This window comes from Rothia endophytica (genome assembly GCF_928381505.1).
GTDB lineage: Bacteria > Actinomycetota > Actinomycetes > Actinomycetales > Micrococcaceae > Rothia > Rothia endophytica_A.
On the sequence record NZ_CAKMSJ010000001.1, the window covers coordinates 112,526 to 136,858 of the forward strand.

Genomic DNA, 24,333 nt, shown 5'->3' on the forward strand with positions numbered 1-24,333 from the left:
ATGCCTGAACAGACCCCCGATACCGCTCTATACAGTGCCCTGGCGACGGTCATTGACCCGGAGCTGCGTCTGCCCATCACCGAGCTGGGTATGGTGGAAACCGCCCAGATGGATGGCAACACCGCCCGGGTAAAAATTCTGCTCACCATCGAGGGATGCCCGCTCAAGAACACCATCGAAGCGGACGTGCGGGAAGCCGTCGGTCGGGTTGCCGAGGTAGAGCATCTGAATCTGGAAATCGGCTACATGAGCGCCGACCAGCGTTCCGAGTTGCGCCAGCGTCTGGGGCATACCAAGGCTAACCCCTTTATCGCGCCCGACTCCCTCACCCGCGTTTTTGCTGTCGCCTCTGGCAAGGGCGGTGTAGGTAAATCTTCAGCCACTGCCAACCTGGCGGCAGCTTTTGCCTCCGTCGGGCTGAGCGTTGGCATCATCGACGCCGATGTGCACGGTTTCTCTATCCCCGGTCTACTGGGCCTGGCCGAAGGGCCCACCCGCATGGATGACTTGATCATCCCCCCGGTCGTTGAGGCTCCCACCGGCAACGGTCACATCAAGGTCATCTCAATTGGTATGTTCGTAGCCGCTGACCAGCCGGTTGCCTGGCGCGGACCCATGCTCCACCGAGCCCTGGAACAGTTCTTGACCGACGTCCATTTTGGCGCTTTGGACGTTCTGCTCCTGGATCTGCCGCCCGGCACCGGCGACGTCGCTATCTCTATGGCACAGCTACTGCCTCACGCCGAAATTCTGTTGGTTTCAACTCCGCAGCATGCCGCCGTGGATGTTGCCCAGCGCGCCGGTACCCTCAGTTTGCAGACCCAGCAGAAAGTCACCGGCGTTATCGAGAACATGGCAGCTATGACCCTGCCCGATGGCTCCACTATGGCTCTCTTCGGTGAGGGCGGCGGCCAAATCCTGGTTGATTCCCTGGGCAAGGCTCTGGGCTACCCCGTGCCCCTGCTTGGTTCGGTACCCCTTGATATGGCTCTGCGCGAGGGTGGGGACGCCGGCACCCCTATTGTCTGGTCAGCACCAGACACCAAGGCAGCAGCGGTTTTCACTGACATCGCAGCTCAGCTAACCTACCGCCCCCGCGGGCTGGCAGGTAAACCCCTCCCCTTCAACGTCTAGGGGCACCGTTTCTCGGGCTCATAACACTTATCCACATCTGGCTGGAAAGCCTTGAGAATTATGCGCTAAGTAGATAAACATCTAGTCACAGAAGTGGCTAAACCCTAAAAACCAGTGGATTCTTAAGAATTAAACGCAAAAAGATCTGTGTCGCACCTGAGAATATCCCCTGAAGGAGTAGCTTAAAAGTGTCATGAACCACAAGGCCATAAACAGAAGGGACCCCGATGCTCGCCAGACGAAACCTCCTAGCGGCAGCCCCACTAACCGCCCTAGGGATAGCACTCACCACCACACCAGCCCAAGCAGGATTCTTTGGATTCTCCTTTGGATTCGGGGAATGCGAATCGGTATGCTTATGCGGCGGGCGACCCGGTGAATAATTTTGATTTAACTGGATATAAAACGGACGTGGAATGGGGTATGTGTATCCTCAGTACGATTGGCTTTATAGGTGCAACCCTCACGCTAGCCGGAGCATTGGCTGCTGCACCTGAAACTGCAGGTGCCACGCTAGTGGTGGCAGGGGCTTCAATAACATCTCTAAGAACTTTTGGTGTAGCTGTATTATCTTGTTTAGGAGATTAAGATGAAAAATAGTAAAATTCTTGTAATCATCGGCTCGATATTTATATTGATATCACTTATCGGAATCCCATTCATTGGTATGAGTGAACTCTATGTTAAGATATTATGGATTTCCCTAGCCTTACTTCTTATTGTAAATATATTCTTTTTATTTAAGACATCTAAAAATAATTAGCATATTATCGAAGATGCTTAGATAGGTGCCTCCTAATGATGGGGGCACCTATCCTTTTTAGGGTGAGGCTTATTCAAAAGTCCTCCCAGCCGCATAAAACACCAACCCCGCACCACCGCAAACACTCGCCCATACACGCTCACCGGCCGCCGGAAACCTGTATGCAAAACACGCCAGGTCTTGACCTGGGCAATCACCCGCTCCACCACCGATCGCCGTGAATTAATGAACCTGTTCACCACCTTCACATCTGCAGGCATCCTGCGGGCTTTGCTGCGTCTTACTGGGGTGGCCAGCCCCAACCCGATGTAGCCTTTATCAGCTAAAGTGCTCTCATCAAGATACTTCTGCAGGTCATGATGTTTGAAGGCATAGGCATCATGCCTAGCGCCAGGGGCTGGGTCAGTGATGGCCAGCAGTTTCCCGCCCAGGGTGCAAATGACCTGATGGTTGAAACCGACTCGTTTATGCTTACCAGAAAAGTTTGTTTTTCCTAGTGAACGCCAGTTCCAGGTGGGAATCAGGGTGCCGTCGATAACCAGTGAACCAGGGATCTTCAGGCTGTTTTCTATAGACTGTTCCAGCGGCCTGAAGACTTTCTCAAGTGCTTTTTCAACGGTGTTGAGGGTCCGTGAGATGGTGGGCTGGGAGGTGCTGAAGATTTCTGCGAGGAGTTCTTCGGTGAGGTTGTGTCGATGATAAAGCAAGGTCACTTTCAGCGCCTGTGCTAGGGTGAGCGCTGGCGGCCTTCCGCCTAGTTTTGCCCAGGTGATATGAGAGGTGAGGGCTGTCAGGAGCACGGTGAATTGCTGAGGTGTGAGCCCTGTTGTACGCTGGTGGAGCAACGGTTCTTCCGGTGGTTTGAGGTTATTTCTGGCGATTTAACACTCAAGATTGTCCTCCGGTGGGGCCGTTGTCTCTTGGTGGGTGTGGGGTGTGTTCCCACTTTTGAATAAGCCTCTATGTGTCACAATTGGTCGTTTTTGATACAGGCTTGTGGCGATGCTGTCTTTCTCTAGTTGGTTGGTGCGGAGTGCGCCCTTAACTTTAATAAGCATCAAGATCGAGGAGCAGAAGACTCCTATGGCGGCAAACCGTCCGGGTGAAGCACTCTTTTCCAAGTGCGCAAGGACGAACACTTTGAGTCACGTAGCTCCAATAATGCGTAAGTGAGCACATCCCCCCGGGCATCAACAGTTTCTCCATAAACATAGGGCCCGCACCGTCTCGGTGCGGGCCCTTTCTTCTAAAGAAGTGAGGGGGGCTTAGGTTGCCTCGGCGTCAAAGGGTGCCCAGGCTCCACGGGGCAGGCGGGAGGTCACCGACGCGGCGGGCGCGGCCTCAGCCCTAGCCTCAAGTTCCTTGCGGCGCTCTTCCTCATCCTCAGCAAAAGCCTCACGCACAATCACGCGGGGGTCATACTGGCGAGGGTCATACTGACGCCAGTTGATGTCGCCCAGATCAGGGCCGAGGGTTTCTTTGAGGTCGTCTTTAGCGTCAAAGGCCATGCGGCGCACCTGCTTGACGAAATCTTTGAGCTGCTGGGCGTATTCGGGCATGCGTTCAGGCCCGATGACTACAAACACCAGGATCGCCAGGATGATGAACTCAAGACCACTAATTCCAAACACACCACGAGATTACCAGTATTCCCTGGGCAAAATGGGCAAACTTGGGTACCGTTCAATAAGATGTTCTCAGAATCATGAAGAGCTAAACGAAGAGGTAGGGCCTTGAACACCAACCAACAGATTCGCAGCTGGCGTTACGCTGAAGAGTTCCCTTATGAGGCGCCAACTCTCACCCAGGCGAGGCAGCAGGCTGAGCGTCAGAGTGCCGCCCCGGTGGCTCCCTCTGTAGCTTCTCTGTTGACTGTTTTAGCAGCGTCCACCAGCGCGGAGCACGCCGTTGAAATCGGCACCGGTTGCGGTGTCTCGACTGTTGCTCTACTTCTTGGGCTAAGAGAGGGCGCAGCGCTGACCTCCCTCGATATTGATGCTGCCCATTCCCAGCTCACCCGGGAGCTTCTGGCAGAAGCTGGGCTCGATAAGAATCACCGGGTGCGTATTATTACCGGGGATGCCACCGATGTGCTCCCCCGTCTTTCGGCAGCCTCTTATGACTTCGCCTTTATCGATGCGGGTACTGACCAGGCTGAGCAGTTCACCTACGATGCCCTGGCTCTCCTTGAACCCGGTGGTTTGCTGGTGGTTCACGACCCACTGGCAGGTGGTGCTGTTGCTGATCCGGTAGCCCGCGATGCCCGCAGTGTTTCCTTACGGCGCCTGCTCACCGATGTGGCCGCCTGCGTGGACGATGTACACGTTTCCTTAGTCTTTGCAGGCAGCGGGCTGTTCCTGATTTACAAAAAGTAGACCCCGGCGCCAGGCACCGGGGTGAACTAAAAATGAAGGGATTCTAGGAGCTCTAGAACTTTTCAACGCATTCGCGAATTGCTTCTACCTCAGCTTCAGAGAGGTCCAGCACCAGACGGCCACCGCCTTCTACAGGGATGCGCATAACGATGCTGCGGCCTTCACGGACAATTTCAAGCGGGCCCTCGCCAGTGCGGGGTTTCTGTGCTGCCATCGATGGTCTCTCCTTTGCGATGCTGTCTATTAAACGCGGCTCTGGGGTGAACCCGCTGTGTGACTCCTTTAATAATAAAGCCTGCGCACCTTTTTGTGGGGAAATCAGGTTTTCAGCTCTGTTTAGGGCGGGTAGTCGCCCCCGCCGGGTAGCTGTTTCCAGTGCCATAGCCAGCCCACCCAGCCGAACTGTAGAGCCGCCCCGCTTAGCACGAGCAACCCACGGTAAGCACGCGAAGACGAGAGTATAACCAGCGGAAGATACAGTGCAAAGAGCGGCAGGAGCAATCTAAACGTTGAGGACTGAGGGTTAAAGAAAATCAGCATGTACAGCGCATAGCTCCACACCCAGAGCTGCAGGGGCAGGGGCAGACTAGACCGCACGGTGCGGCTCAGCAGCGCAGTGAAAAAGAGCAGAAGGGCAACGACGAGGACGAGCGGCCCAGCGGCACCCAGATAGTGCTGGCTTTGATGTACCCAGGGCATGAAAGGCAGAACGTGTTCCCCGCCTGCTCGCCAGGCTGTCTCTGTGGCAGTGTAGGCATCAAATCTGCCGGTGACCAGCCAGGCATGAGCCGGGTGGATAAAGGCAAAAACGCAGACTATTAGGGCTGAGACCAGCTGCCGGCTGGTAGCGCCGAGAGCCTCTAAGACTGCACCGTGCTGAGGTTTACGGTCTGAATAGTCCCTAAACCAGCAGACCAGCCACCAGATTCCAACGGCGGCCCCCAGGGGAACCCCCACCGGTCGGGTTAGGGCGGCAAGTAGCGCCGGCACCAGCATCAGAGTGTAAGAGCCCTGCACCAGGTAGAGAAGGGTCCAGATGAGAAAGAGCAACCCCAGAGACTCGGCATAACCGGTTTGAAGCACAGGGGTCACAGCGCAAAAACTGACAGCAGCTACAGCCCACAGGGCGGTGCTGTGCCAGTTACCTTTGTTTATATCTGCTCCGAGAGAGCCGGACGCCCGCTGACAGCAGAGGTGAAAGAGGCGGTAGAGCAGCCAGGCAGCACCAAAACCAGCCAGCAGGGAAAGAGTAGGCGCTATGGTCTCGTAGGGTAATCCTGTCACTGTCATCAGCGCACGAGTTAGAAGCGGGTAGAGGGGGTAAAAGGCCCACTCGTTTTGAGCGACCAGCCCGTTAGCGTCCAGAGGGAGGGTCTGCGGGTAACCCTGCTGGGCAATTTTCTGGTACCAGTCGGCATCCCAAATCATCACGAACTCGCCGTAACGCATAGCGCCCTGCTTCCAGGGGCTGAAGGTCTGCTGCAAACCAACCGTACTGAAAATAAACCAGCTGACAATACGGCTGGATAGGTAGACCAGCATGACCTGCACGGCGGCCGGGCACCTGCCGAATTGAAGGGCGAGTCTAAAGGCAGCCCCATTCAGTTTCAGACACAGGCTGTCCAGGGGCGAAAGCGCAGGGGCAGATTCTTGCCCCTCCGAGCGGTTGACCTGCATCTAGGGTCGCTCCGGGGAGGTCTGCCCAAGGTTTTCAGTTCCATCTGTGGCAGCATCGCTGTCAAGCAGGGAGCGCAGGCGTGCGTTCTCGTCAATGAGTTTAGCCATCACGCCGTCTACCTCATCTTTGTGGTAGCCAAACAATGAAGTGGAAAAGCGGATACGTTTCAGTTCTTCACTGCGAGGGTGGTCTGAAAGGATCAGGGGCAGCTCCCCTGCCTCCGCGGCGTCCACACCGTCAGAGCTGAGAGCGTCCAACACCCTGCGCCCCGGCATCAAGCGATCAGTCCCCAGCACCGCGCAGGCAGCTACCACTGTCGCCAGCACCAGAAAAGTCAGGCCAACTAAAAGATAATTCACGGTCTCTTCCCACCATCAACGGCTAGCGCTTTACTGTCTGTCACCCAGCCCAAGCGCTTATTACTCGCTCCACACCCTGTTGTGTAACATTCTGTTTACTTTTCAGGGAGTAAGGTAAAGCACATACACCTTTTTGTCTACACACGTTCGGTAGCCCATGCTACCGGCGAGGCAGTCAATACACCACATAGGGAGGGAAACCCGCATGACTCAAGACGCACTGGTCCAGGTAACCGGGGTCAATAAGTACTTCGGTGACCACCACGTCCTCAAGAACATCAATCTCGAAGTGGGCAAGGGCGAAGTCATCATTCTGCTCGGCCCCTCGGGCTCCGGCAAGTCTACGCTCTGCCGCACCATCAACCGTCTGGAGACCATCTCCTCGGGTGACATCAAGATTGACGGCGTCAGCCTGCCTGAGGAAGGCAAAGCTCTGGCTGACCTGCGCGCTGAAGTGGGCATGGTCTTTCAGTCCTTTAACCTCTTCGCACACAAGTCCATCCTCGATAACGTCACGCTAGGCCCCCGCAAGGTTCGCGGCCTCAGCAAGTCAGAGGCTGAAGAGCTGGCAATGAGCCTGCTCAAGAAGGTCGGCGTTGATAACCAGGCACACAAGATGCCCGCCCAGCTCTCGGGTGGTCAGCAGCAGCGCGTCGCCATCGCCCGCGCCCTGGCGATGCAGCCCAAGGTGATGCTCTTTGACGAGCCCACCAGCGCCCTCGACCCCGAAATGGTCAACGAAGTTCTCGACACCATGATCTCTCTAGCCCGCGAAGGCATGACCATGATCGTAGTAACCCACGAAATGGGCTTCGCTCGCAAGGCAGCTGACCGCATTGTCTTCCTGGCAGACGGTGAAATTGTTGAAGAATCCACCCCCGACCAGTTCTTCACCAACCCCCAGTCCGACCGTGCCAAGGACTTCCTCGGCAAGATCCTCGGCCACTAGGGCAGGTGCACCATGAACATTTCACAGCTCAAAGGCAAGGCACTAGCCGCTGCAGCCCTGGCTGCGACCGGCGTCCTCGCCCTTTCAGGGTGCGGCTCTTCATCTGATGGTGAGAGCATCCGCATCGGCATCAAGTACGATCAGCCAGGCCTGGGTTACCAGGACGGCCGCGACTACACCGGTTTTGATACGGACGTCGCCCGCTATGTTGCCCAAGAACTCGGCTATTCAGAGGATCAGATCGAGTGGGTCGAAGCTCCTTCAGCTAACCGCGAGAATATGCTGGTCAACGGGCAGGTCGACATGATTTTTGCGACCTACTCCATCTCTGAATCACGCCTCAAAACCGTGGACTTCGCTGGCCCCTACTTCTACGCTGGGCAGGACCTTCTGGTACAGCAGGAGAACACCGATATTAGCGGCCCTGATTCCCTGGCAGGTAAGAACCTCTGCTCCGTCACCGGTTCTACCTCTGCAAAAAAGATTCAGGATAAGTACTCCTCAACCGTGCAGCTGGTTCAGCAGAACTCCTACTCTGACTGCGTGGTTGCACTCAACGCCGGCATGGTCGATGCTGTCACCACCGATGACATCATCCTGGCAGGTCTTGGTGCGACCAGAGCTAATCAGGGCGAACTGAAGCTGGTGGGCAACACGTTCACCGAAGAACGCTACGGCATTGGCCTGCCCAAGGGCTCGGATCAGTGCGCTGATATCAACGCAGCCATCAACAAGATGGTAGAAACCGGCGCCTGGGAAGAAGCTGTCGAAAAGAACGTGGGAGCGTCGGGTTATGTCTATGACGCCGAGCTGAACCCGCCCGTTCTCGATAGTGCCTGCGCCACCGTCCCCGCCCAGTAAACATTCTCAACACACATTTTCTAGATTTTGGAGGCTTTCATGTCGTTCTCTGAACAGTTCTCCACGCTCTTTGCCACTTATGACGTTCTCGGAGCGTTCTGGACCAACGTGCAGCTGACCTTCTGGGCAGCTATCGGCTCGTTCGTCCTCGGTTCGGTGCTGGCACTCATGCGTATCTCCCCGGTGCCTTCGTTGCGCTGGGCGGGCACAGCTTACGTGCACCTGATCCGTAACACTCCTCTGACCATTCTCATGACCCTGGCAATTTTGGGCGTGTGGACCCAGTTCCAACTCTCACTGGCTACCAGCTTTGAATGGAACTTCTTTATCTACGCCGTCATCGTTCTTGCGATCTACCACGCGGCCTTCGTCTGTGAAGCAATCCGTTCAGGTGTGAACACGGTGCCCGTTGGGCAGGCTGAAGCAGCTCGCGCTATTGGTCTGAGCTTCATGCCGACTGCCCGCTATGTCATCTTCCCGCAGGCACTGCGCGGCTCCATTACCCCGCTGGGTAACACCCTAATCGCTCTTGCCAAGAACACCACCGTTGCCACCGTAGCCTCGGTTGCAGAAGCATCGGGCATGATGAAGTCCATGATTGAGTTCAACTCAGACCTCATTTTCATGATCTTCTTTGTCTTTGCCATGGGCTTTGTCATCATTGTCGTCCCCATCGGTCTGCTGACCACCTGGGCCTCTCGTAAACTGGCGGTGAAGCGATGAAACGTATGACCTCAACCTCTGTTCTATTTGACGTTCCGGGCCCCAAGGCACGTGCCCGTACCCGTATTTTCAATATCATTGCCATTCTGGTGCTGGCAGGTATGCTGGCCTACGTTCTCATGGTGATGGGGCGCCAGGGGCAGCTTGAAGCCGATAAATGGACCTCACTCTTCTCCGGTAACCTCTGGGTTAACTACATCCTGCCGGCTCTGGGCAAAACCCTGCTGGCCGCACTCATTTCAGTTTTTACCTCAGTGATATTTGGTCTCTTCTTCGGCATGGCACGCCTAGCGCCCAATAAATTTATTCGTGGCTTTGGCACCGTGGTGGTCGAGTTCTTCCGCGCTGTACCGGTGCTGATGATGATGATTTTCTTCTGGCTCTTCCTGGGTCAGTTCACCTTCTTCTCACCCTCCCAGTTGCCTTTCATTGCCGTCGTTCTGGGCTTGACCCTCTACAACGGCTCGGTGATCGCTGAGTTGCTACGCTCCGGCGTCCACCAGCTGCCTAAGGGCCAGGGTGAAGCAGGGCTGGCCATCGGTCTAACTCCCTGGGCTGTGCTGACGTCGGTTCTCATGCCCCAGGCGCTCACCGCCATGATGCCCTCCCTGCTCTCACAGTTCGTGGTCATCCTCAAGGACACCGCCCTGGGTTACATCATCTCCTACCCCGAGCTGCTGGCAGCTGCCCGCCGCTTTGGCTCCGGTGAAGGTAACATCCTGCAGATGTTGCTGTTGGCTGCTCTCATCTTCGTAGTGATCAACTTCGCTCTCACCCTGCTAGCTGAGTGGCTTTCCCAGTTCTTAAGCTCACGCACCGATGTTGAGATCAAGCACGCTGACGGTGTGCCCGGCGAGGTCGATAATGCTAGGCCTAAGACTGAAATGATGTTTAAGATCCCTAAGCATTAAGGTTCCTTAGTCCCGGTCCGTGAAAAGGTCGGCGGGTCCACCAGATGGTGGGCCCGCCGACCTTTTCATGGATTGGGCTTTAACCGGTTACAGCTTCTGCCTTAGGCGGCCAGCCAGGTAGCAAGTGCCTGGTAGCAAGCCTGGACTTCACGGGCTTTCACATGCTCGTTATCAGTATGGGCCAGCAGGGCATCGCCCGGACCAAAGTTGACCGCGGGGATACCGATTTCACTGAAGCGGGCAACATCCGTCCAGCCGTATTTCGGCTTAGGCTCTCCTCCCACCGAAGCAATCAAAGATGCCGCCATGGGGGCGTCCAGACCGGGGCGGGCAGCCGAGGACTGATCAACAAAATCTAGCTCATAGCCGTCAAAGATTTCTTGAAGGTGGGCTGTAGCCTGGTTCAGGGTTTTGTTGGGGGCAAAGCGGTAATTGATATGGACGCCAGCGGCATCGGGGATGACGTTACCGGCAACACCACCAGAGATTTGCACGGCGTTGAGACCTTCTCGGTAGGCTAGCCCCTCAACTTCGTAGGTCTGCGGCTGGTAGGTAGCAAGACGGCCCAGGACGTCCGCCATCTTGTGAATAGCGTTGTCGCCCTTCCACGCGCGACCCGAGTGGGCAGCCAGCCCCTCAGTACGAATCCAGAAACGGATGGTGCCGTTACAGCCACCCTCGATAACACCATCGGTAGGTTCAAGGAGCACCGCAAAATCAGCATCGGTTAGCAGTTGCCCGTGGTTGCGCATGAGACGAGCCAAGCCTGAGAGCTCTGAAGCGACCTCTTCGTTGTCGTAGAAGACGTAGGTGATGTCGTAGGCAGGGTTAGTCAGGTGGGCAGCCAACGCCAATTGAACGGCAACCCCGCCCTTCATATCCACCGCCCCGCGGCCGTAGAGCACACGCTCCCCTGCTTCGTCCTTCCAGATAGAAGGTACAGTGCCCAAAGAACCGTCGGTGCGGGGCAGGGGCACAGTATCCAGATGGCCCGCAAGCACAATGCGCTGGCCCCTCCCCAGATGGGTACGGGCAATGAGGGAATCTCCATCACGGGTAATCTCTAAGCCACCGATACTTTCAAGGGCAACCTGCACAGCATCTGCCAGCCTCGCCTCCTCACCGGAAACGGAAAAGATATCAAGGAGGTCAGCGGTTAGCTGTTCTACTGGCTGGGTGAGGTCAAGGGACGCCGGCCCAAAGCTGGCAAAGTCACGGGAGGTAACACGGGGTTCAGTCATACGTCCACCATACAAGCAGAGACTGCGCGGTACACCTTGATTTCGTAGACTGGTATCTATGACTGAACAAAAGACCCGCACAGCAGCAGGCCTAGGCCTGGCAACCATCGTCGCTAGCGGCGAGTATGAAGGCACCGTACTAGATGTCTGGTACCCCGCCCCCGCTCTCGCGCAGACCTCCGACCAGTCCGTGGTCGCTGATCTTGAAGCCCTGGTTGAGACCGATGAAGACCGCAATGTGGTGCGTGAAATCGTGGACGTCACCATTGACCTGGACGCAGCGCCCGCCAACGCAGAGGACGCCTACCTGCGCCTTCATCTGCTGTCCCACACCCTGGTAGAGCCCAACACCATCAATCTTGAGGGCCTTTTTGGCACGTTGGCTAACGTCGCCTGGACCAACTTTGGCCCTGTTCTGGCCAGCGAATTCAACGCGGCGTCATTGAAGCTACGCCGCCGCGGTGCCCTGGTGGTTACCCACGTCGATAAGTTCCCCCGCATGATTGATTACGTCGTGCCCGCAGGGGTTCGCATTGGTGATGCGGACCGCGTGCGTCTGGGTGCTCACCTAGCAGCTGGCACCACCGTCATGCACGAGGGTTTCGTCAACTTTAACGCCGGTACCCTGGGCGAATCCATGGTGGAGGGCCGTATTTCTCAGGGCGTTGTCATCGGCAACGGCACAGACATCGGTGGCGGCGCTTCAACCATGGGCACCCTATCGGGTGGTGGCACCCAGCGCGTTGCCATCGGCGAGCGCTCCCTGCTAGGCGCTGAGGCAGGTATTGGTATTGCCCTGGGCGATGACTGCGTGGTTGAGGCAGGCCTGTACGTGACTGCTGGTTCTCGTGTCACCCTGCTCAACCCCGGCGCAGAGCCCCAGGTCATCAAGGCTGTTGAGCTATCGGGTATCAGTAACCTGCTTTTCCGCCGTAACTCGGTTACCGGTGCTATTGAAGTGCTACCCCGCGAGGGCAAAACCGTTGAGCTGAACTCAGAGTTGCACGCTAACTAAAGCGCACCAACCGGCCAAGAGCCCTGACCTGCAATTTTAACCTCCTATATGGGGTGGCAGGCCGGGGCTCTTGCCCTTTAAACTGAAGAGAGCTCGCACACACAGGTATTCAGCACACAATCTGATGAAAGATACTCCTTTTATGAAGCGTTCTCTCGCTCTACTGACAGGCCTTGGTCTGGCGTCATCTGCGTTTTTAGCGCCGGCAGCTTTTGCTGCTGATGGTGGCACTGATTTAGGTGACCTCACCGTTCTGGCTACGACCGATATTCACGGACACCAGCTCAATTATGACTATTTCACAGGATCTCCCTACGGCACCGGCGATAAGGCGCTGGGCATGGAACACCTGGCAACTGCCATTGAACAGACCCGTAGCGCCAAGGGTGACGATTCCACCCTTTTGTTGGATAACGGCGATGCCAACCAGGGTAACCCCCTGGCAAGCTACTACCAAAAGAACCGTTCGGCCAGCACCGTTGACCCCATGGCATCGGTCTTCAACCTGCTGAGCTATGACGCGGGTGTGGTAGGCAACCATGAATTCAACTACGGTTTACAGGCATCTGCCCAGTACAAGGACAGCCTCAATATGCCCTTGCTAGGTGCCAACGTTATTGATGCGCGCACCGGTCAGCCCGCCTATGAGCCCTACACCATGATCAATAAAACGGTGGGCGGCGAGACCGTTCAGGTTGGTGTGATCGGTGTAGTAACCCCCGGCGTCCGTGTATGGGATAAGGCAACCGTTGAGGGCAACCTAGAGTTTAGGGACGCCGCCGCTGCCGCCGCTGAGTGGGCACCCAAGGTTAAGGAGGCTGGCGCTGATGTGGTCATCGTACTGGCTCATACCGGACTAGATGCTGCCGACTACACCTACAATCCTGCCGATCTCAACGAGAACATTGCTAAGTCGGTGGCTGAGCAGTCCACCGATGTTGATGTAGTGGTGGGAGGTCACTCGCACGTGACCAATAAGGTGCAGGAGTACTTCACCAATAAGAACGGTGAGCAGGTGCTCTTCACTCAACCGGGCTATTGGGCCCGTTTCCTCTCTGAAGTTACCCTTCCCCTAGTCAAAGAGGCTGATGGGGACATTGAGGTTAAGTGGAACGAGACCGAGCGCCCTACCGCTGCGCCGTTGGTAGCCGGTAATTACGCAGCCGACCCGGGTATCCGCGCTGCTATTGAGCCCTACCATACCGAAACCACCCAGTGGGTGCAGACTGTGGTTGCCCAGGCTACCGAAGATATGCCAGCTGCAACATCTGCCTGGGAGGACACCGCTGTGCTGGACTTCATCAACCGGGTTCAGACCGATGAGGTAGCCCGCGCATTGGAAGGCACCCCCTACGCTGATCTCCCGCTGATTGCTGAGGCATCGCCCTTCTCACGCACTGCCGTCTTCAAGCAGGGCCCTGTGACTATCGCGGATATGGCATCACTCTATATCTATGACAACACCCTCTACGCGGTTGAACTGACCGGAGCGCAGCTGAGGGATTACCTGGAATACTCGGCCCGCTACTACCAGCAGCAGGAGCCCGGAGCAGTCATTGAGGACTGGTCAACGGTCACCAATGCTCTCTACGATGGCGCCACCCGCGGCATCCCGGATTACTCCTACGATGTGCTCTCTGGCGTCAACTACCACATCAATATCTCCCAGCCCGTGGGCCAACGCATTGAGAACCTAACACTCGCTGACGGCTCTGCCCTGGCTGATGATCAGAAGGTCATTCTGGCACTCAATAACTACCGCTGGAGCGGTGGCTCGGGTTACCCACACGTGACCTCAGCTCCCATTGTCTATGAAGAGCAGAAAGCCGTGCGTGATCTGATGATTGACTGGGCGGTAGCCAACAAGACCATTGACCCGGCCGACTTCTTCGTTCTCAACTGGACGGTCGGTACTAGCTCACTAGATAACAGTGTTGGCCCCGTACCCACCCCCAGCCAGACACCCGAGCCCTCAGCATCAGCTGAACCCACTGCTTCCCCCAGTGCAGAGCCCAGCGTTGAACCTAGCGATGAGCCAACCTCTGCGCCCAGCGAGGAAACTCCCACTGCTGTAGCAACTGCAGGTGAAACTACAGGTAATCAAGAAGTTGCTGCAAGCTCACAGCCCAACCGCGCCTTGGCATATACGGGCGCACCTCTGCTCACCATGCTGGCTGTAGCGCTTCTGCTACTGGTAGTCGGAAGTATCGCCATGCGGGCAACCCGCAAAGGCAAGCTGTAAAGGCTAGCTTAAGCACCTGGGCATTAGCCCCCTCGATAAGGACGCCCCGCCTATAACAGGTTCAGATAAGGACCTGTCATAGGCGGGGCGCCACTGTCCGTGCATGTGCCCACACCTGTGTGCCAAACCCTGCCCTGGTGCTGCTAACCCGCTAAGCTAGAAACACCACAAATAACCACACCTTATTGAGGGGAACACGTGAAAATTCTCGTTACCGGCGGCGCCGGCTACATCGGCTCGCACACCGTCCTTGAACTGCTCAACGCTGGGCACGAGGTCATCGTCATGGACAACCTCTCCAACTCCTCCATGGAGTCGCTGGCTCGTGTTGAAGAACTGACTGGAAAGACCGTAGAGTTTCGCAAGGTTGATCTGCTGGATCTGCCCGAGATGAAGCAGCTCTTTAACCTGGTCAAGCCAGATGCAGTCATCCACTTCGCGGGTCTCAAGGCCGTGGGCGAGTCAGCGGAAAAGCCCCTCTGGTACTACCAGACCAACGTTACCGGTACCCTCAATCTGCTCTACGCCATGGAGGAAGCCGGCTGCACCTCCATCGTCTTCTCATCCTCAGCAACCGTTTACGGTGAGCCGGAGTCCATGCCGCTGACCGAGAAAATCAACATGGATGCTCAGAGCTGCTACGGCCGCACCAAAGAGCACATCGAAGATATGCTGGTCGACCTCGCTGCATCAGACTCCAAGTGGAACATCGCCCTGCTACGCTACTTCAACCCTGTAGGCGCACACGAGTCCGGCCGTATTGGTGAGGACCCCGCAGGTATCCCCAACAACCTGGTGCCCTTCATCGCCCAGGTAGCTGTGGGCCGCCGCGAGCATCTTAATGTCTTCGGTAACGACTACCCCACCGTTGATGGAACCGGCGTGCGCGACTACATCCACGTATCTGACCTGGCAGATGGCCATCTCAAGGCGCTGGACTACATCACCAGCCACCAGGGCCTGCACACCTGGAACCTGGGTACCGGCAACGGCTACTCAGTTCTTGAGGTTCTACACGCCTTTGAGAAGGCTGCCGGCAAGGAGCTTCCCTACAAGATGGTGGACCGCCGCCCCGGCGACGTCGCTGTCTCCTACGCTGACCCCTCAGCTGCCCTCTCTGACCTGGGCTGGAGCGCTCACCGCGACATCGAGACCATGGTGCGCGATCACTGGAACTGGCAGAAGAATAACCCCAACGGTTACGAAGCCTAAACAACTCCATAAAAAGGGGTGCTCTTTCCATGTGTGGAAAGAGCACCCCTTTTTATATTTATGATCTTTCACCGGTTTACCAGTTCACCCCCTGGAAAAGTATGACCAGGGGGAAGAAGAGGAAAATCAAGGCAAAGATCACAATCCAACCCCAGGTGCGGGCGATGACGCTCAGGGGTATAAATATTATTCCCAGCAGAGGTGCCAGCATCCATATCTCAGAAACGGCCGTAGCTCCATAAATTATTAGCCCTAGAGAAAGAGCCGTTGCTACCAGGGCTACTAAGTGAAAGCTACCCCATTTGGATGAGCTAAAGGCCCGCCAGCCGTGATTTGTTTCGACATATCGGGTATTTGTCATCATATTAATTCACCCTTACAGATAACCATTAGGTACAAATACAGCCATTATTGCCCGTGCCTTGGTACCGACCCACCAAGAATATCTTGATTGCGACAAATCAAGGGCAATCGAAGCTACTAGTTGCCGGTCACAGGCCTTATTGAAATAGCCTTGAGTAGCATAGCATCGGTCATGGGTCTGACAACGCGTATCTAACAGGTCAATAGGAGCAGCGGGGCCACTATGCCCGGGGCCGCACCAATTACCGTGAACAGGAATTCCCCACTGGGGAGAAACTACCCCAGAAACACTGCTGCCTTGGTCTGCAGAAAAAGTGGATGAATTAAAGACTTTCGCTGCATCGATTACTGCACTGTCCGCGTTATCAGAGACTGCTTCAGATATATCAAAGTACTGGATATTCCCTGTAGCATCCAACTGAGCATACTGGAGAAGCTCCTCAACAAGTTGCTCATCACCCGATGGCTTACTGTAGGCGTTTACAGGTTGAGCGGAAGAAAAAGCCAGCATCAAAGTAAACACAACGGTGAGAACTATTGAGAGGGGGGCGACTTTTCCTGTGAGGGAATGCATGATTTCAACCTAACATTCCAAAAACACATAGATTTTATGTGTTGCAGGTAACACTACAGTCATAGAATATAATTTTCAAGAGTTGCTTTAATCGGTTGCACCAATTCAATAGGTAAACGTTTGGAGCGCTCAAATGATGGTGCGCGATCACTGTAACTGGCAGAAGAACAACCCCAATGGTTACGAAGCCTAAATAAATCGTGGCTAAATAAAAAGAGCCGGCCACCTTCTGGGGGCCGGCTTTAGGTGTTAAACCCTGGGTTTATGCACCCGGGTAGTGGCGCTCGTTTTCGCCAATGTAGACCTGGCGGGGGCGTCCAATCTTACGATCGGGGTCCTGCACGCCTTCGGTCCACTGGGCTATCCAACCAGGCATACGGCCAAGTGCGAATAGTACGGTGAACATCTTCTCGGGGAAGCCCATCGCCTTGTAAATCATGCCGGTGTAGAAGTCTACGTTGGGGTAGAGTTTACGCTCGATGAAGTAGTCATCGTTCAGTGCCTTCTCTTCAAGGCGCTTAGCGATATCCAGCAGTTCGCTGTTGCCGCCCATGTTTTCAAGCACCTCGTCAGCGGTTACCTTGATGAGGCGGGCACGGGGGTCGTAGTTCTTGTAGACGCGGTGACCGAAGCCCATGAGGCGCACGCCGTCTTCCTTGCGCTTGACCTTCTCCATGAAGTCCTCGGGGCTGATGCCCTCCTTCTGGATCTGAGTCAGCATCTTCAGCACAGCTTCGTTGGCACCGCCGTGCAGGGGACCATAGAGAGCATTGATGCCGGCAGAAACAGAGGCAAACATATTGGCGTTAGCTGAACCTACAAGGCGCACCGTGGAGGTTGAACAGTTCTGTTCATGGTCTGCGTGCAAGAGCAGCAGAAGGTCAAGAGCCTTAGCATGCACGGGGTTAACTTCGTATTCTTCGGTGGGGAAACCGAAGCACATGCGCAAGAAGTTCTCTGAGTAATTGAGCTCATTGCGGGGGTAAATCAGGGGCTCACCCTTGGACTTCTTGTAAGCATAAGCCGCCAGGGTGGGAACCTTGGAAAGCAGACGGAAGGTAGAAATCTCTACCTGGCGCGGATCAAAAGGATCCAGTGAATCTGCGTAGAAGGTAGACATAGCTGAAACGCTGGACGCCAGCACAGCCATGGGGTGGGCGTCGCGGGGGAAGCCGTTGAAGAAGGTCTTGAAATCCTCATGCACCATGGTGTGCCGACGTATCATCAGGTCAAACTCTTCCAGCTGATCGGCGGTGGGGAGCTCACCATAAATGAGAAGGTACGCGGTTTCGATGAAGCTTGATTTCTCGGCTAGCTCCTCAATGGGGTAGCCGCGATAACGTAAGACGCCGGCGTCGCCGTCAATGTAGGTCACTGCTGATTTTGCGTTTGCAGTGTTCATGAAGCCGGGGTCGTAGGCTACCTTGCCAGTCTCTTTAAGCATTCCAGCTACTTCGAAGGCACCGTTACCTTCGGTTGCTTCCACAGCAGGCAGCGGCAGTTCCTTGCCCTGATAGCTGAGGGTCGCGTTGTTTTCAGTCATTGTTCCTCCTGGTGTGTGAGGTCAAGCGTACACGAATCGCTAGAGAGGATTTCATAGAGAGCGGCGTGGCCTTCAACCGTTGAGGGCCACACCGCACGCGTACGCATGTCATCTATGGTTCACATTACAACAGAACCATGGGTGAGGTCACATTCAGGGGACGGGCAGGGCAAAAGATTACGCCCTAATAAGACCTGTAATACCGCTGTTTATGCAGCTTTTAGACGAGCTGCTGCCTTCTCAATATCTGAGTCAGAACCGGTGAGTGCCAGGCGCACATACCCCTCACCTGCTTCACCGTAGAAAACTCCTGGACCAATGAGAATGCCCAGCTCAGCAAAGCGTTGGACGGTCGTCCAGGTGTCCTCACCGGCAGTCGCCCAGAGGTAGAGGCCGGCCTCAGAGTTTTCAACGGTCAGCCCAAACTTTTGCACCGCTGGTAGCAGTAGGTCACGGCGGGCACGGTAGAGATCCTTCTGCGCCTCCACATGAGCATCGTCATTGAGCGCAGCTGCCATGGCGGCCTGCACGGGGGCAGGCACAATCATGCCTGCGTGCTTACGAGAATTAATGAGGTTGGGCATGAGCTCTGCGTCCCCGGCGATGAAGGCACCTCGGTAGCCAGCGAAGTTGGACTGCTTTGAAAGGGAGTAGACCGAGAAGACCAGGTGCTTGCTCTCGCCGCACACCCGGGGATCAAGGATAGAAGGCACCAGCTGTCCACCCTGCTGGGTATCCCACTCCCCCCAGCCCAGCTCTGCGTAGCACTCATCAGAGGCAACCACAGCACCGAGGCTCCGGGCGTCATCAACCAGCATCTTCAGCTCATCAACGCCACGGACGATACCGGTAGGGTTGGCGGGGGAATTAACCCAGATCAGACGCACCCGGGCGCGGGTATCGGCGTCCAGCTCATTGAGAGAATCAGCTGCAACAGCAGTAGCCCCAGCCAGCTGAGCACCAATGTCATAGGTGGGGTAAGCAACGGTGGGGCGCACCACCACATCTCCCTCTCCCAGCCCCAGGAGGAAGGGCAGCCAGGCGACCAGTTCCTTAGAACCGATGGTCGGCATAACCTGCTCAACGCTCAAACCCGGCACTTCGCGGCGGCGGTCAAACCAGTCCACGATTGCTTGACGCACCTGAACGTTGCCGTGCGTCGTAGGGTAACCGTGAGCGTCAGTGGCATCAGCGAGAGCCTGACGGATGACATCAGGGGTCGGGTCAACCGGGGTGCCGATGGAAAGGTTCACCAGCCCATCCGGGTGCGCCTTGGCTGTTTCCAAGTAAGGAGCCATGGTGTCCCAGGGGTAGTCGGGCAGAGAAAGGCCAAAGGCGCTCATAGGTTTTCCTTCACTAGGCTGAGTTCTGTCTGCTTCTAGTCTACGCAAGGACGCCGCAGCGCTGCTGGTACCCGCTCGAATGCTGGCAAGGTTGCTTAGCTTAGACCCGCTGATAAGCACCGGGCCGGCAAGCCAAGGTTTACCTGCGAAGTCAAAGTAAATGAGGCTTATTCAAAAGGGTGAAACGGATGGACGCAGTAAGTGGCCAATCTGGCTCGGGACTGGTGTAAATCACCTTGTGAGCGACAGCGAACCAGTTGAGAGGATTAACTTGCCGCTACTGCGCCCATCCGCGGTTTTGATACCTTTTGAATAAGCCTCAATGGATGAAATGTAATTATTTACCGATGATTTCAGGTAGCTGCTCATACGAGAAAACCTCTACCTTGCTACCTTCTTTATATGAATTAGAGAAAACATCGTTCGGTACTTGACCGTAAAGAATATTGGTTTCAGGATATAAAATCGAAGATTCCACCCAGTCAGGGCAAAGAGGCGCGTTATCGGGGTTTTTGCAGTATGCTGTGAGCAGCCCAAGCTGAGAGTCAAATTTCATATCTCCATACTGAGCATCTACAGTAAAAACAACTCTTGAGGCTTATTCAAAAGTCCTCCCAGCCGCATAAAACACCAACCCCCGAACCACCGCAAACACCCGCCCATACACGCTCAGCAGCCGCCGGAAACCTGTATGCAAAACCCGCCACGTCTTGACCTGCGCGATAACCCGCTCCACCACCGATCGGCGTGAATTAATGAACCTGTTCACCACCTTCACATCTGTAGGCATCCTGCGGGCTTTGCTGCGTCTTACTGGGGTGGCCAACCCCAACCCGATGTAACCCTTATCAGCCAAAGTGCTCTCATCAAGATATCTTTCCAAGCCATGATGCTTGAAGGCATAGGCATCATGCCTAGCGCCAGGGACCGGGTCAGTGATGGCCAGCAGTTTCCCGCCCAGGGTGCAAATCACTTGATGGTTGAAACCAGCACGTTTATGCTTACCAGAAAAGTTTGTTTTTCCTAGTGAACGCCAGTTCCAAGTGGGAATTAGGGTGCCGTCGATAACCAGTGAACCAGGGATTTTCAGGCTGTTTTCTATAGACTGTTCTAGCGGCCTGAGGGCTTTCTCAAGTGCTTTTTCAACGGTGTTGAGGGTCCGTGAGATGGTGGGCTGGGAGGTGTTGAAGATTTCTGCGAGGAGTTCTTCGGTGAGGTTGTGTCGGTGGTAGAAAAGGGTGACTTTAAGACCCTGGGCCAGGGTTAGTGCTGGTGGTCTTCCGCCTGGTTTTGCCCAGGTGATGTGGGCGGTGAGGGCTGTCAGTAGCGTGGTGAATTGCTGAGGTGTGAGCCCTGTTGTACGCTGGTGGAGCAACGGTTCTTCCGGTATGGCTTGAGGTTATTTGTAGTGATTTAATCCTCTTATTTTTGCCGCTGGTGGGGCCGTTGTCTAGTTGGTGGGGTGTGGGTGTGTTCCTACTTTTGAATAAGCCTCCTTATCTCTCGTTCATCCTGTAGAGTACATCGCCCCCACCAGCCGCAGGTATACGTACCGGCATATGCTCTGGCAACAAGAGAATTACCCTCCCAGCTGCTTAAGGGAGACCTTCCAACTTTCTTGATAGCTTCAATGTTTCTCAAGCCGTGTTTATGATATGCCTTGTCATAGCCGAAACCCTGCTCACCATCAAAGAATCCGCGTCGAATAGGAAATTCTCCCGGAGCATTAGGATTTTTCACAGTGTCAAGGATTTCCCCTACATTGTATCCTCCAGCTGCCTGCGCTGAAACCGGGGAAAAAGCTAAGATTCCTATGGTTATAATCGAGATAAACCCACGGTATAATTTGTGCTTCATGATAGACCTCCAGGAGTTGCCGAAGAATGAAAAATCGCCTAGCCTGCATACAATGCTTTGTTGCCCAGGAGGGATACATCCCTTTAGAGGAGTTTAACCACAAAATTTACCTATTTGTAGTTTATGACACATTTTTTACTGTCATCCTTAAGAAAAAAAACCATGGACAGGACCTTCTGGCCATCCGAATCCCCTATCGCTCCACTTGCAACCAGATGAAGACCCTCTATTATGAGGTGGTGGAGCCCAGCAATTTTTCATCTACCAAAGATGGCATACTCCTATGGAGCTGCCCGCCGGAAGAAATTCCACCCTATCCTCCAGGCCTGGAGGATAGGCTGTTGACGCTTAGAACAGAGAAATTTGAGGCTGGCCCTACTAAACAGTGGGAAAGCAAAGTAATTTCAACCAACCTACATGGACAGCTTGTGCAGTCTGAGAATTTTTACAGTTAAACTCAAAAAATACTGACACCTTCAGAAACAGCTTTTACCATCAAACCGATGCATGAGCCCTCATCCCATCACACAAACACAGAGGTAGGCACCTCTAAAGCTATTCGATGAGTCACCTATCTGTATATAAAGTTAGATGGCTTTACATATTTATAGATTATCGATACACTCGCTCACCAGCTCTGTAATCATGGTTCCGTTCTGACTCGCGTACGTCTTGAGTATACTCAAATGATGCGCTTGAGCTTGCGAAGCCCTTAACTTCACCATTGGTTCAACCCCGACCAGGCCATTCCGGGCTTAAAAACAAACCCCCTCTCCTCGCCTTAGTTAGGGAGGAGAGGGGGTGGAAGCTGTTTAGTCCTGGTTCTGCGGAGGCAGGGCTGCGATGAAAGGGACGTCCTTTTCGATGAGACCCAGACGTGCAGCGCCACCGGGCGAGCCCAGGTCGTCAAAGAAGTCAGCGTTAGCTGCGGTGTAGTCTTCCCACTCTTCGGGGACATCGTCCTCGTAGTAAATGGCTTCTACGGGGCAGACGGGTTCGCAGGCGCCACAGTCAACACATTCATCGGGGTGGATGTAGAGGGAGCGTTCGCCTTCGTAGATGCAGTCGACGGGGCATTCTTCGACGCATGCACGGTCTTTGACGTCGACGCAGGGCTGGGCGATAACGTAGGTCATCTCTGCCTTTCTGGGGCGCGGGTGGGCGCCGGTGCGCTGGGTAGGTTTTGGTTCGTGCTCTAGTTTATAGGGTGCACGCACATGGGGCTTATTTTTGTGGGCTAGAGAACAGTCTAGATCTGTAACCTTAGCCGCTAGCTTTATCCACGTTTGAGGCGGTAGCGGGTGGTGGCGATAAGTGACAGCGTAGCCGCGACCAGGGAACCTAGTGCCCAGAGTGTGCCAGCTATACCCGGTGGGTTGATGGGGTTGATGTAGACCAGCATAGAGTTGCCCTTGGCGTAGGCAAAGATGCTGATGAGGGTGAAGGCGGTGAAGCCAACCAGTGCAGCGGCCCAGTTTTTGCCGGTATGAATAGTAGCCCAGGTTGCAGCGAAGAAAACGGTGAGACAGCCCAGCAGAGCACCCCAAGGCACCCAGAAATCTTGGTTGATGTACCAGATCCATGAGTGATAAATGGTTCCTGAGAAACCCCCTAGCAAGCCAAGGGCTATGGAGGTAATGAGGCTATTGATAGCCCCGGGAGGCTCTTCTTCGGTCTCAGCTACGTTCTGGTCTTCGGTGAGGGGCGCCAGTTTAGCTCCCCTAATTTCATTGCCAAGAAGCCGGTAGGTTTCGACGGCTGAAATGGGTTGAGGCACCCCGTTCGAGTATTCGAAGGTGGTATCCCCGGTAATAGTGATCTGGGTGACATGCGCTGCCATAGCTTCGCGCTTACGCGCCAAATCCCCGTTGATAACAGCCTGCTGCCGGGTATCTGTTGCATCAGCGTCGCCCTCGATACCCCAGAAAAGGGTTGGTGCGGCATCCGAACCTTTAAGCAGCTCAACAGCAGCCTGTGTTGCTTCATAGGTGCGCTTGTGGTCGGGGTGCCCGTAGCCGCCGTCCGCATCATAGGTCACTAGGACGTCGGGGCGAACCTGCTTTATCAGGGCGGCAATAGCCTCAGCTTGGGGCTCTAGGGGAGTGCGAGTCAGGCAGTCGGGTGCAGCGAGGGCGTTGGCAGTAGCTCGGCCGTCCTCACCCCAGGTCATGCCAGAGTCACGATAGAGGGCAGGGGCCTGGGCGGCCCTGGCTGACCCCTCCCCTAGAAAGGTATGGTGTTTGACGCCCAGAGCGGCTAACGCTTGGTTCAGCTCAGCGGTGCGCAGTTTGCCCAGAGCTACTCCCCCATCAGTGTTCGCGGGGTTCTCAGCTTCTAGGTGGGCGAGGGAACGGTCGATAACCTCCCCCATTTCCCCGCGGGTCATGGTCAAGAGGTGCACTTGGGCGCCAGCCTTAACCAGGGCACCCATGGTGGCGCCTGTCGATGATGACTCGTCATCGGGGTGGGCGTGCACAAACAAAATCCTGGCCTGACTCATCTCTAAACTGTGAGGCAGAAGAGAAAACACTGCATTCTTAGCTATGTGCTCGCCCGGCTTAGGGTAGTAGGGAGTAGATTCAGAAGTCATAGCCTTAACAGTACAGGGTGCAGCGGTATGAGGTTGACCAGTGAAAGTACAGAACAGATAGCCACATCGTAGAGCTAAATCCGGTAGGTAACTAACTTAAAATCTATGTATTTTTTTACCCAATAAGGTATTACACCTCTAAATTATTTTTCTTTTTTTGAGACAATAACTCCCAGGAATAGTCTCTGAGTACAATGAATAATGGGTAATAATCATGTCAAAAAAGTATTTTTAATACAGCTTTTGATTTTCTGTCTTTTAATATGCTCAGCCTGAAGTTTAGGCACATAGCCCTTTTTATGTGGAGGACCTATGAGCGAAACGCGCTCTCCCCTATCTCGCCACACCCTAACTAAAGGATCAGCCTGGGCTGTTCCAGTCGTACTCGCCAGCGCTTCCATACCTGCTTACGGGGCCTCTCCCAAGCCGACTATCACCAGCAGCACACAGTTCGGAAGAGCTACCGGCGCTAGCGCTACAGTACCCGCCTACAGCTGCAGTGGCCGATTACAAATTCAGATTTCCTAAAACTCTTCGACTTTCGTTAAGGTCGATAACATACCCACGGGTTACACGTTGAGTAATCTGGTGGCAAACTAC

General features: G+C 55.0%; 26 protein-coding genes. 11 read left to right on the forward strand and 15 right to left on the reverse strand.

The window, feature by feature from the left end:
* Both L6990_RS00465 and L6990_RS00470 read left to right on the forward strand, forming a co-directional pair.
* Nucleotides 1–1,134, forward strand: coding sequence for a P-loop NTPase (locus L6990_RS00465; protein ID WP_237202115.1), 1,134 nt, complete (start codon nt 1–3; stop codon nt 1,132–1,134).
* Nucleotides 1,135–1,449: 315 nt separating this feature from the next.
* Nucleotides 1,450–1,722 (forward strand): hypothetical protein, encoded by a 273-nt coding sequence (locus L6990_RS00470; RefSeq protein ID WP_237202116.1) that lies wholly within the window; start codon nt 1,450–1,452, stop codon nt 1,720–1,722.
* Nucleotides 1,723–1,929: 207 nt separating this feature from the next.
* Here L6990_RS00470 and L6990_RS00475 read toward each other — a convergent pair whose 3' ends face one another.
* Together L6990_RS00475 and L6990_RS00480 are read right to left on the reverse strand one after the other, a co-directional pair.
* The gene (locus L6990_RS00475; protein ID WP_237202117.1) at nt 1,930–2,697 is read right to left on the reverse strand and encodes a transposase family protein; all 768 of its coding nucleotides are present in this window, start codon (nt 2,695–2,697) and stop codon (nt 1,930–1,932) included.
* Nucleotides 2,698–3,162: 465 nt separating this feature from the next.
* Nucleotides 3,163–3,528, reverse strand: a complete 366-nt coding sequence (locus tag L6990_RS00480; protein WP_237202118.1) for a Sec-independent protein translocase TatB — start codon at nt 3,526–3,528, stop codon at nt 3,163–3,165.
* Nucleotides 3,529–3,630: 102 nt separating this feature from the next.
* Here L6990_RS00480 and L6990_RS00485 point away from each other — a divergent pair, with 102 nt between their 5' ends.
* Nucleotides 3,631–4,272: an O-methyltransferase gene (locus L6990_RS00485; RefSeq protein ID WP_237202119.1), complete on the forward strand. Its 642-nt coding sequence runs from the start codon at nt 3,631–3,633 to the stop codon at nt 4,270–4,272.
* A gap of 52 nt (nt 4,273–4,324) precedes the next feature.
* Here the strand turns inward: L6990_RS00485 and L6990_RS00490 are convergent, their stop codons facing one another.
* From L6990_RS00490 to L6990_RS00500, 3 genes are all read right to left on the reverse strand, one after another.
* The gene (locus L6990_RS00490) at nt 4,325–4,486 is read right to left on the reverse strand and encodes a DUF3117 domain-containing protein (protein ID WP_237202120.1); all 162 of its coding nucleotides are present in this window, start codon (nt 4,484–4,486) and stop codon (nt 4,325–4,327) included.
* Nucleotides 4,487–4,608: 122 nt separating this feature from the next.
* Complete coding sequence (locus L6990_RS00495) at nt 4,609–5,949, reverse strand: hypothetical protein (RefSeq protein WP_237202121.1); 1,341 nt, start codon at nt 5,947–5,949, stop codon at nt 4,609–4,611.
* Nucleotides 5,950–6,309 (reverse strand): DivIVA domain-containing protein, encoded by a 360-nt coding sequence (locus tag L6990_RS00500; RefSeq protein ID WP_237202122.1) that lies wholly within the window; start codon nt 6,307–6,309, stop codon nt 5,950–5,952.
* Nucleotides 6,310–6,529: 220 nt separating this feature from the next.
* Here L6990_RS00500 and L6990_RS00505 point away from each other — a divergent pair, with 220 nt between their 5' ends.
* The 4 genes from L6990_RS00505 to L6990_RS00520 are packed head-to-tail and all read left to right on the forward strand — an operon-like array spanning nt 6,530 to nt 9,753.
* A complete protein-coding gene (locus tag L6990_RS00505) occupies nt 6,530–7,258 on the forward strand; it encodes an amino acid ABC transporter ATP-binding protein (RefSeq protein ID WP_237202421.1) in 729 nt (242 codons plus the stop codon).
* Nucleotides 7,259–7,270: 12 nt separating this feature from the next.
* Nucleotides 7,271–8,119 (forward strand): glutamate ABC transporter substrate-binding protein, encoded by an 849-nt coding sequence (locus tag L6990_RS00510; protein WP_237202123.1) that lies wholly within the window; start codon nt 7,271–7,273, stop codon nt 8,117–8,119.
* 39 nt (nt 8,120–8,158) lie between these two features.
* Nucleotides 8,159–8,842 carry an amino acid ABC transporter permease gene (locus L6990_RS00515; protein ID WP_237202124.1) on the forward strand — a complete coding sequence of 228 codons (684 nt, stop codon included), beginning with the start codon at nt 8,159–8,161 and terminating at the stop codon, nt 8,840–8,842.
* A gap of 5 nt (nt 8,843–8,847) precedes the next feature.
* On the forward strand, nt 8,848–9,753 hold the full coding sequence (locus L6990_RS00520; protein ID WP_237202422.1) for an amino acid ABC transporter permease: 906 nt from the start codon (nt 8,848–8,850) through the stop codon (nt 9,751–9,753).
* Between the two features lie 101 nt (nt 9,754–9,854).
* Here L6990_RS00520 and dapE read toward each other — a convergent pair whose 3' ends face one another.
* Nucleotides 9,855–10,994, reverse strand: coding sequence for a succinyl-diaminopimelate desuccinylase (dapE, locus tag L6990_RS00525; RefSeq protein ID WP_237202125.1), 1,140 nt, complete (start codon nt 10,992–10,994; stop codon nt 9,855–9,857).
* A 58-nt stretch (nt 10,995–11,052) separates the two neighbouring features.
* On the opposite strand from dapE, the gene dapD reads away from it, so the two are divergent.
* The 3 genes from dapD (at nt 11,053) to galE (ending at nt 15,463) form a co-directional block, all read left to right on the forward strand.
* The gene (gene dapD, locus L6990_RS00530; RefSeq protein ID WP_440480466.1) at nt 11,053–12,009 is read left to right on the forward strand and encodes a 2,3,4,5-tetrahydropyridine-2,6-dicarboxylate N-succinyltransferase; all 957 of its coding nucleotides are present in this window, start codon (nt 11,053–11,055) and stop codon (nt 12,007–12,009) included.
* A 142-nt stretch (nt 12,010–12,151) separates the two neighbouring features.
* Nucleotides 12,152–14,251, forward strand: coding sequence for a 5'-nucleotidase C-terminal domain-containing protein (locus L6990_RS00535; RefSeq protein ID WP_237202126.1), 2,100 nt, complete (start codon nt 12,152–12,154; stop codon nt 14,249–14,251).
* A 198-nt stretch (nt 14,252–14,449) separates the two neighbouring features.
* Entirely contained in the window at nt 14,450–15,463 is a 1,014-nt protein-coding gene (gene galE, locus L6990_RS00540; RefSeq protein WP_237202127.1) for a UDP-glucose 4-epimerase GalE, read from the forward strand.
* 76 nt (nt 15,464–15,539) lie between these two features.
* On the opposite strand, the gene L6990_RS00545 is transcribed toward galE, so the two are convergent.
* The 7 genes from L6990_RS00545 to L6990_RS00575 form a co-directional block, all read right to left on the reverse strand.
* The gene (locus L6990_RS00545) at nt 15,540–15,827 is read right to left on the reverse strand and encodes a hypothetical protein (RefSeq protein WP_237202128.1); all 288 of its coding nucleotides are present in this window, start codon (nt 15,825–15,827) and stop codon (nt 15,540–15,542) included.
* A 12-nt stretch (nt 15,828–15,839) separates the two neighbouring features.
* A complete protein-coding gene (locus L6990_RS00550; RefSeq protein ID WP_237202129.1) occupies nt 15,840–16,400 on the reverse strand; it encodes a hypothetical protein in 561 nt (186 codons plus the stop codon).
* Nucleotides 16,401–16,662: 262 nt separating this feature from the next.
* On the reverse strand, nt 16,663–17,943 hold the full coding sequence (locus L6990_RS00555) for a citrate synthase (RefSeq protein ID WP_237202130.1): 1,281 nt from the start codon (nt 17,941–17,943) through the stop codon (nt 16,663–16,665).
* 209 nt (nt 17,944–18,152) lie between these two features.
* Nucleotides 18,153–19,286: a succinyldiaminopimelate transaminase gene (gene dapC, locus L6990_RS00560; RefSeq protein ID WP_237202131.1), complete on the reverse strand. Its 1,134-nt coding sequence runs from the start codon at nt 19,284–19,286 to the stop codon at nt 18,153–18,155.
* 337 nt (nt 19,287–19,623) lie between these two features.
* Complete coding sequence (locus tag L6990_RS00565; protein ID WP_237202132.1) at nt 19,624–19,842, reverse strand: hypothetical protein; 219 nt, start codon at nt 19,840–19,842, stop codon at nt 19,624–19,626.
* Between the two features lie 42 nt (nt 19,843–19,884).
* The gene (locus L6990_RS00570) at nt 19,885–20,661 is read right to left on the reverse strand and encodes a transposase family protein (RefSeq protein ID WP_237202133.1); all 777 of its coding nucleotides are present in this window, start codon (nt 20,659–20,661) and stop codon (nt 19,885–19,887) included.
* A 101-nt stretch (nt 20,662–20,762) separates the two neighbouring features.
* Entirely contained in the window at nt 20,763–21,143 is a 381-nt protein-coding gene (locus tag L6990_RS00575; RefSeq protein WP_237202134.1) for a hypothetical protein, read from the reverse strand.
* 26 nt (nt 21,144–21,169) lie between these two features.
* On the opposite strand from L6990_RS00575, the gene L6990_RS00580 reads away from it, so the two are divergent.
* Nucleotides 21,170–21,598 carry a hypothetical protein gene (locus L6990_RS00580; protein WP_237202135.1) on the forward strand — a complete coding sequence of 143 codons (429 nt, stop codon included), beginning with the start codon at nt 21,170–21,172 and terminating at the stop codon, nt 21,596–21,598.
* A gap of 357 nt (nt 21,599–21,955) precedes the next feature.
* Here L6990_RS00580 and fdxA read toward each other — a convergent pair whose 3' ends face one another.
* Both fdxA and L6990_RS00590 read right to left on the reverse strand, forming a co-directional pair.
* The gene (gene fdxA, locus L6990_RS00585; protein WP_237202136.1) at nt 21,956–22,279 is read right to left on the reverse strand and encodes a ferredoxin; all 324 of its coding nucleotides are present in this window, start codon (nt 22,277–22,279) and stop codon (nt 21,956–21,958) included.
* Nucleotides 22,280–22,419: 140 nt separating this feature from the next.
* Nucleotides 22,420–23,643 carry a PIG-L family deacetylase gene (locus L6990_RS00590; protein ID WP_237202137.1) on the reverse strand — a complete coding sequence of 408 codons (1,224 nt, stop codon included), beginning with the start codon at nt 23,641–23,643 and terminating at the stop codon, nt 22,420–22,422.
* Nucleotides 23,644–24,333 lie beyond the last annotated feature (690 nt).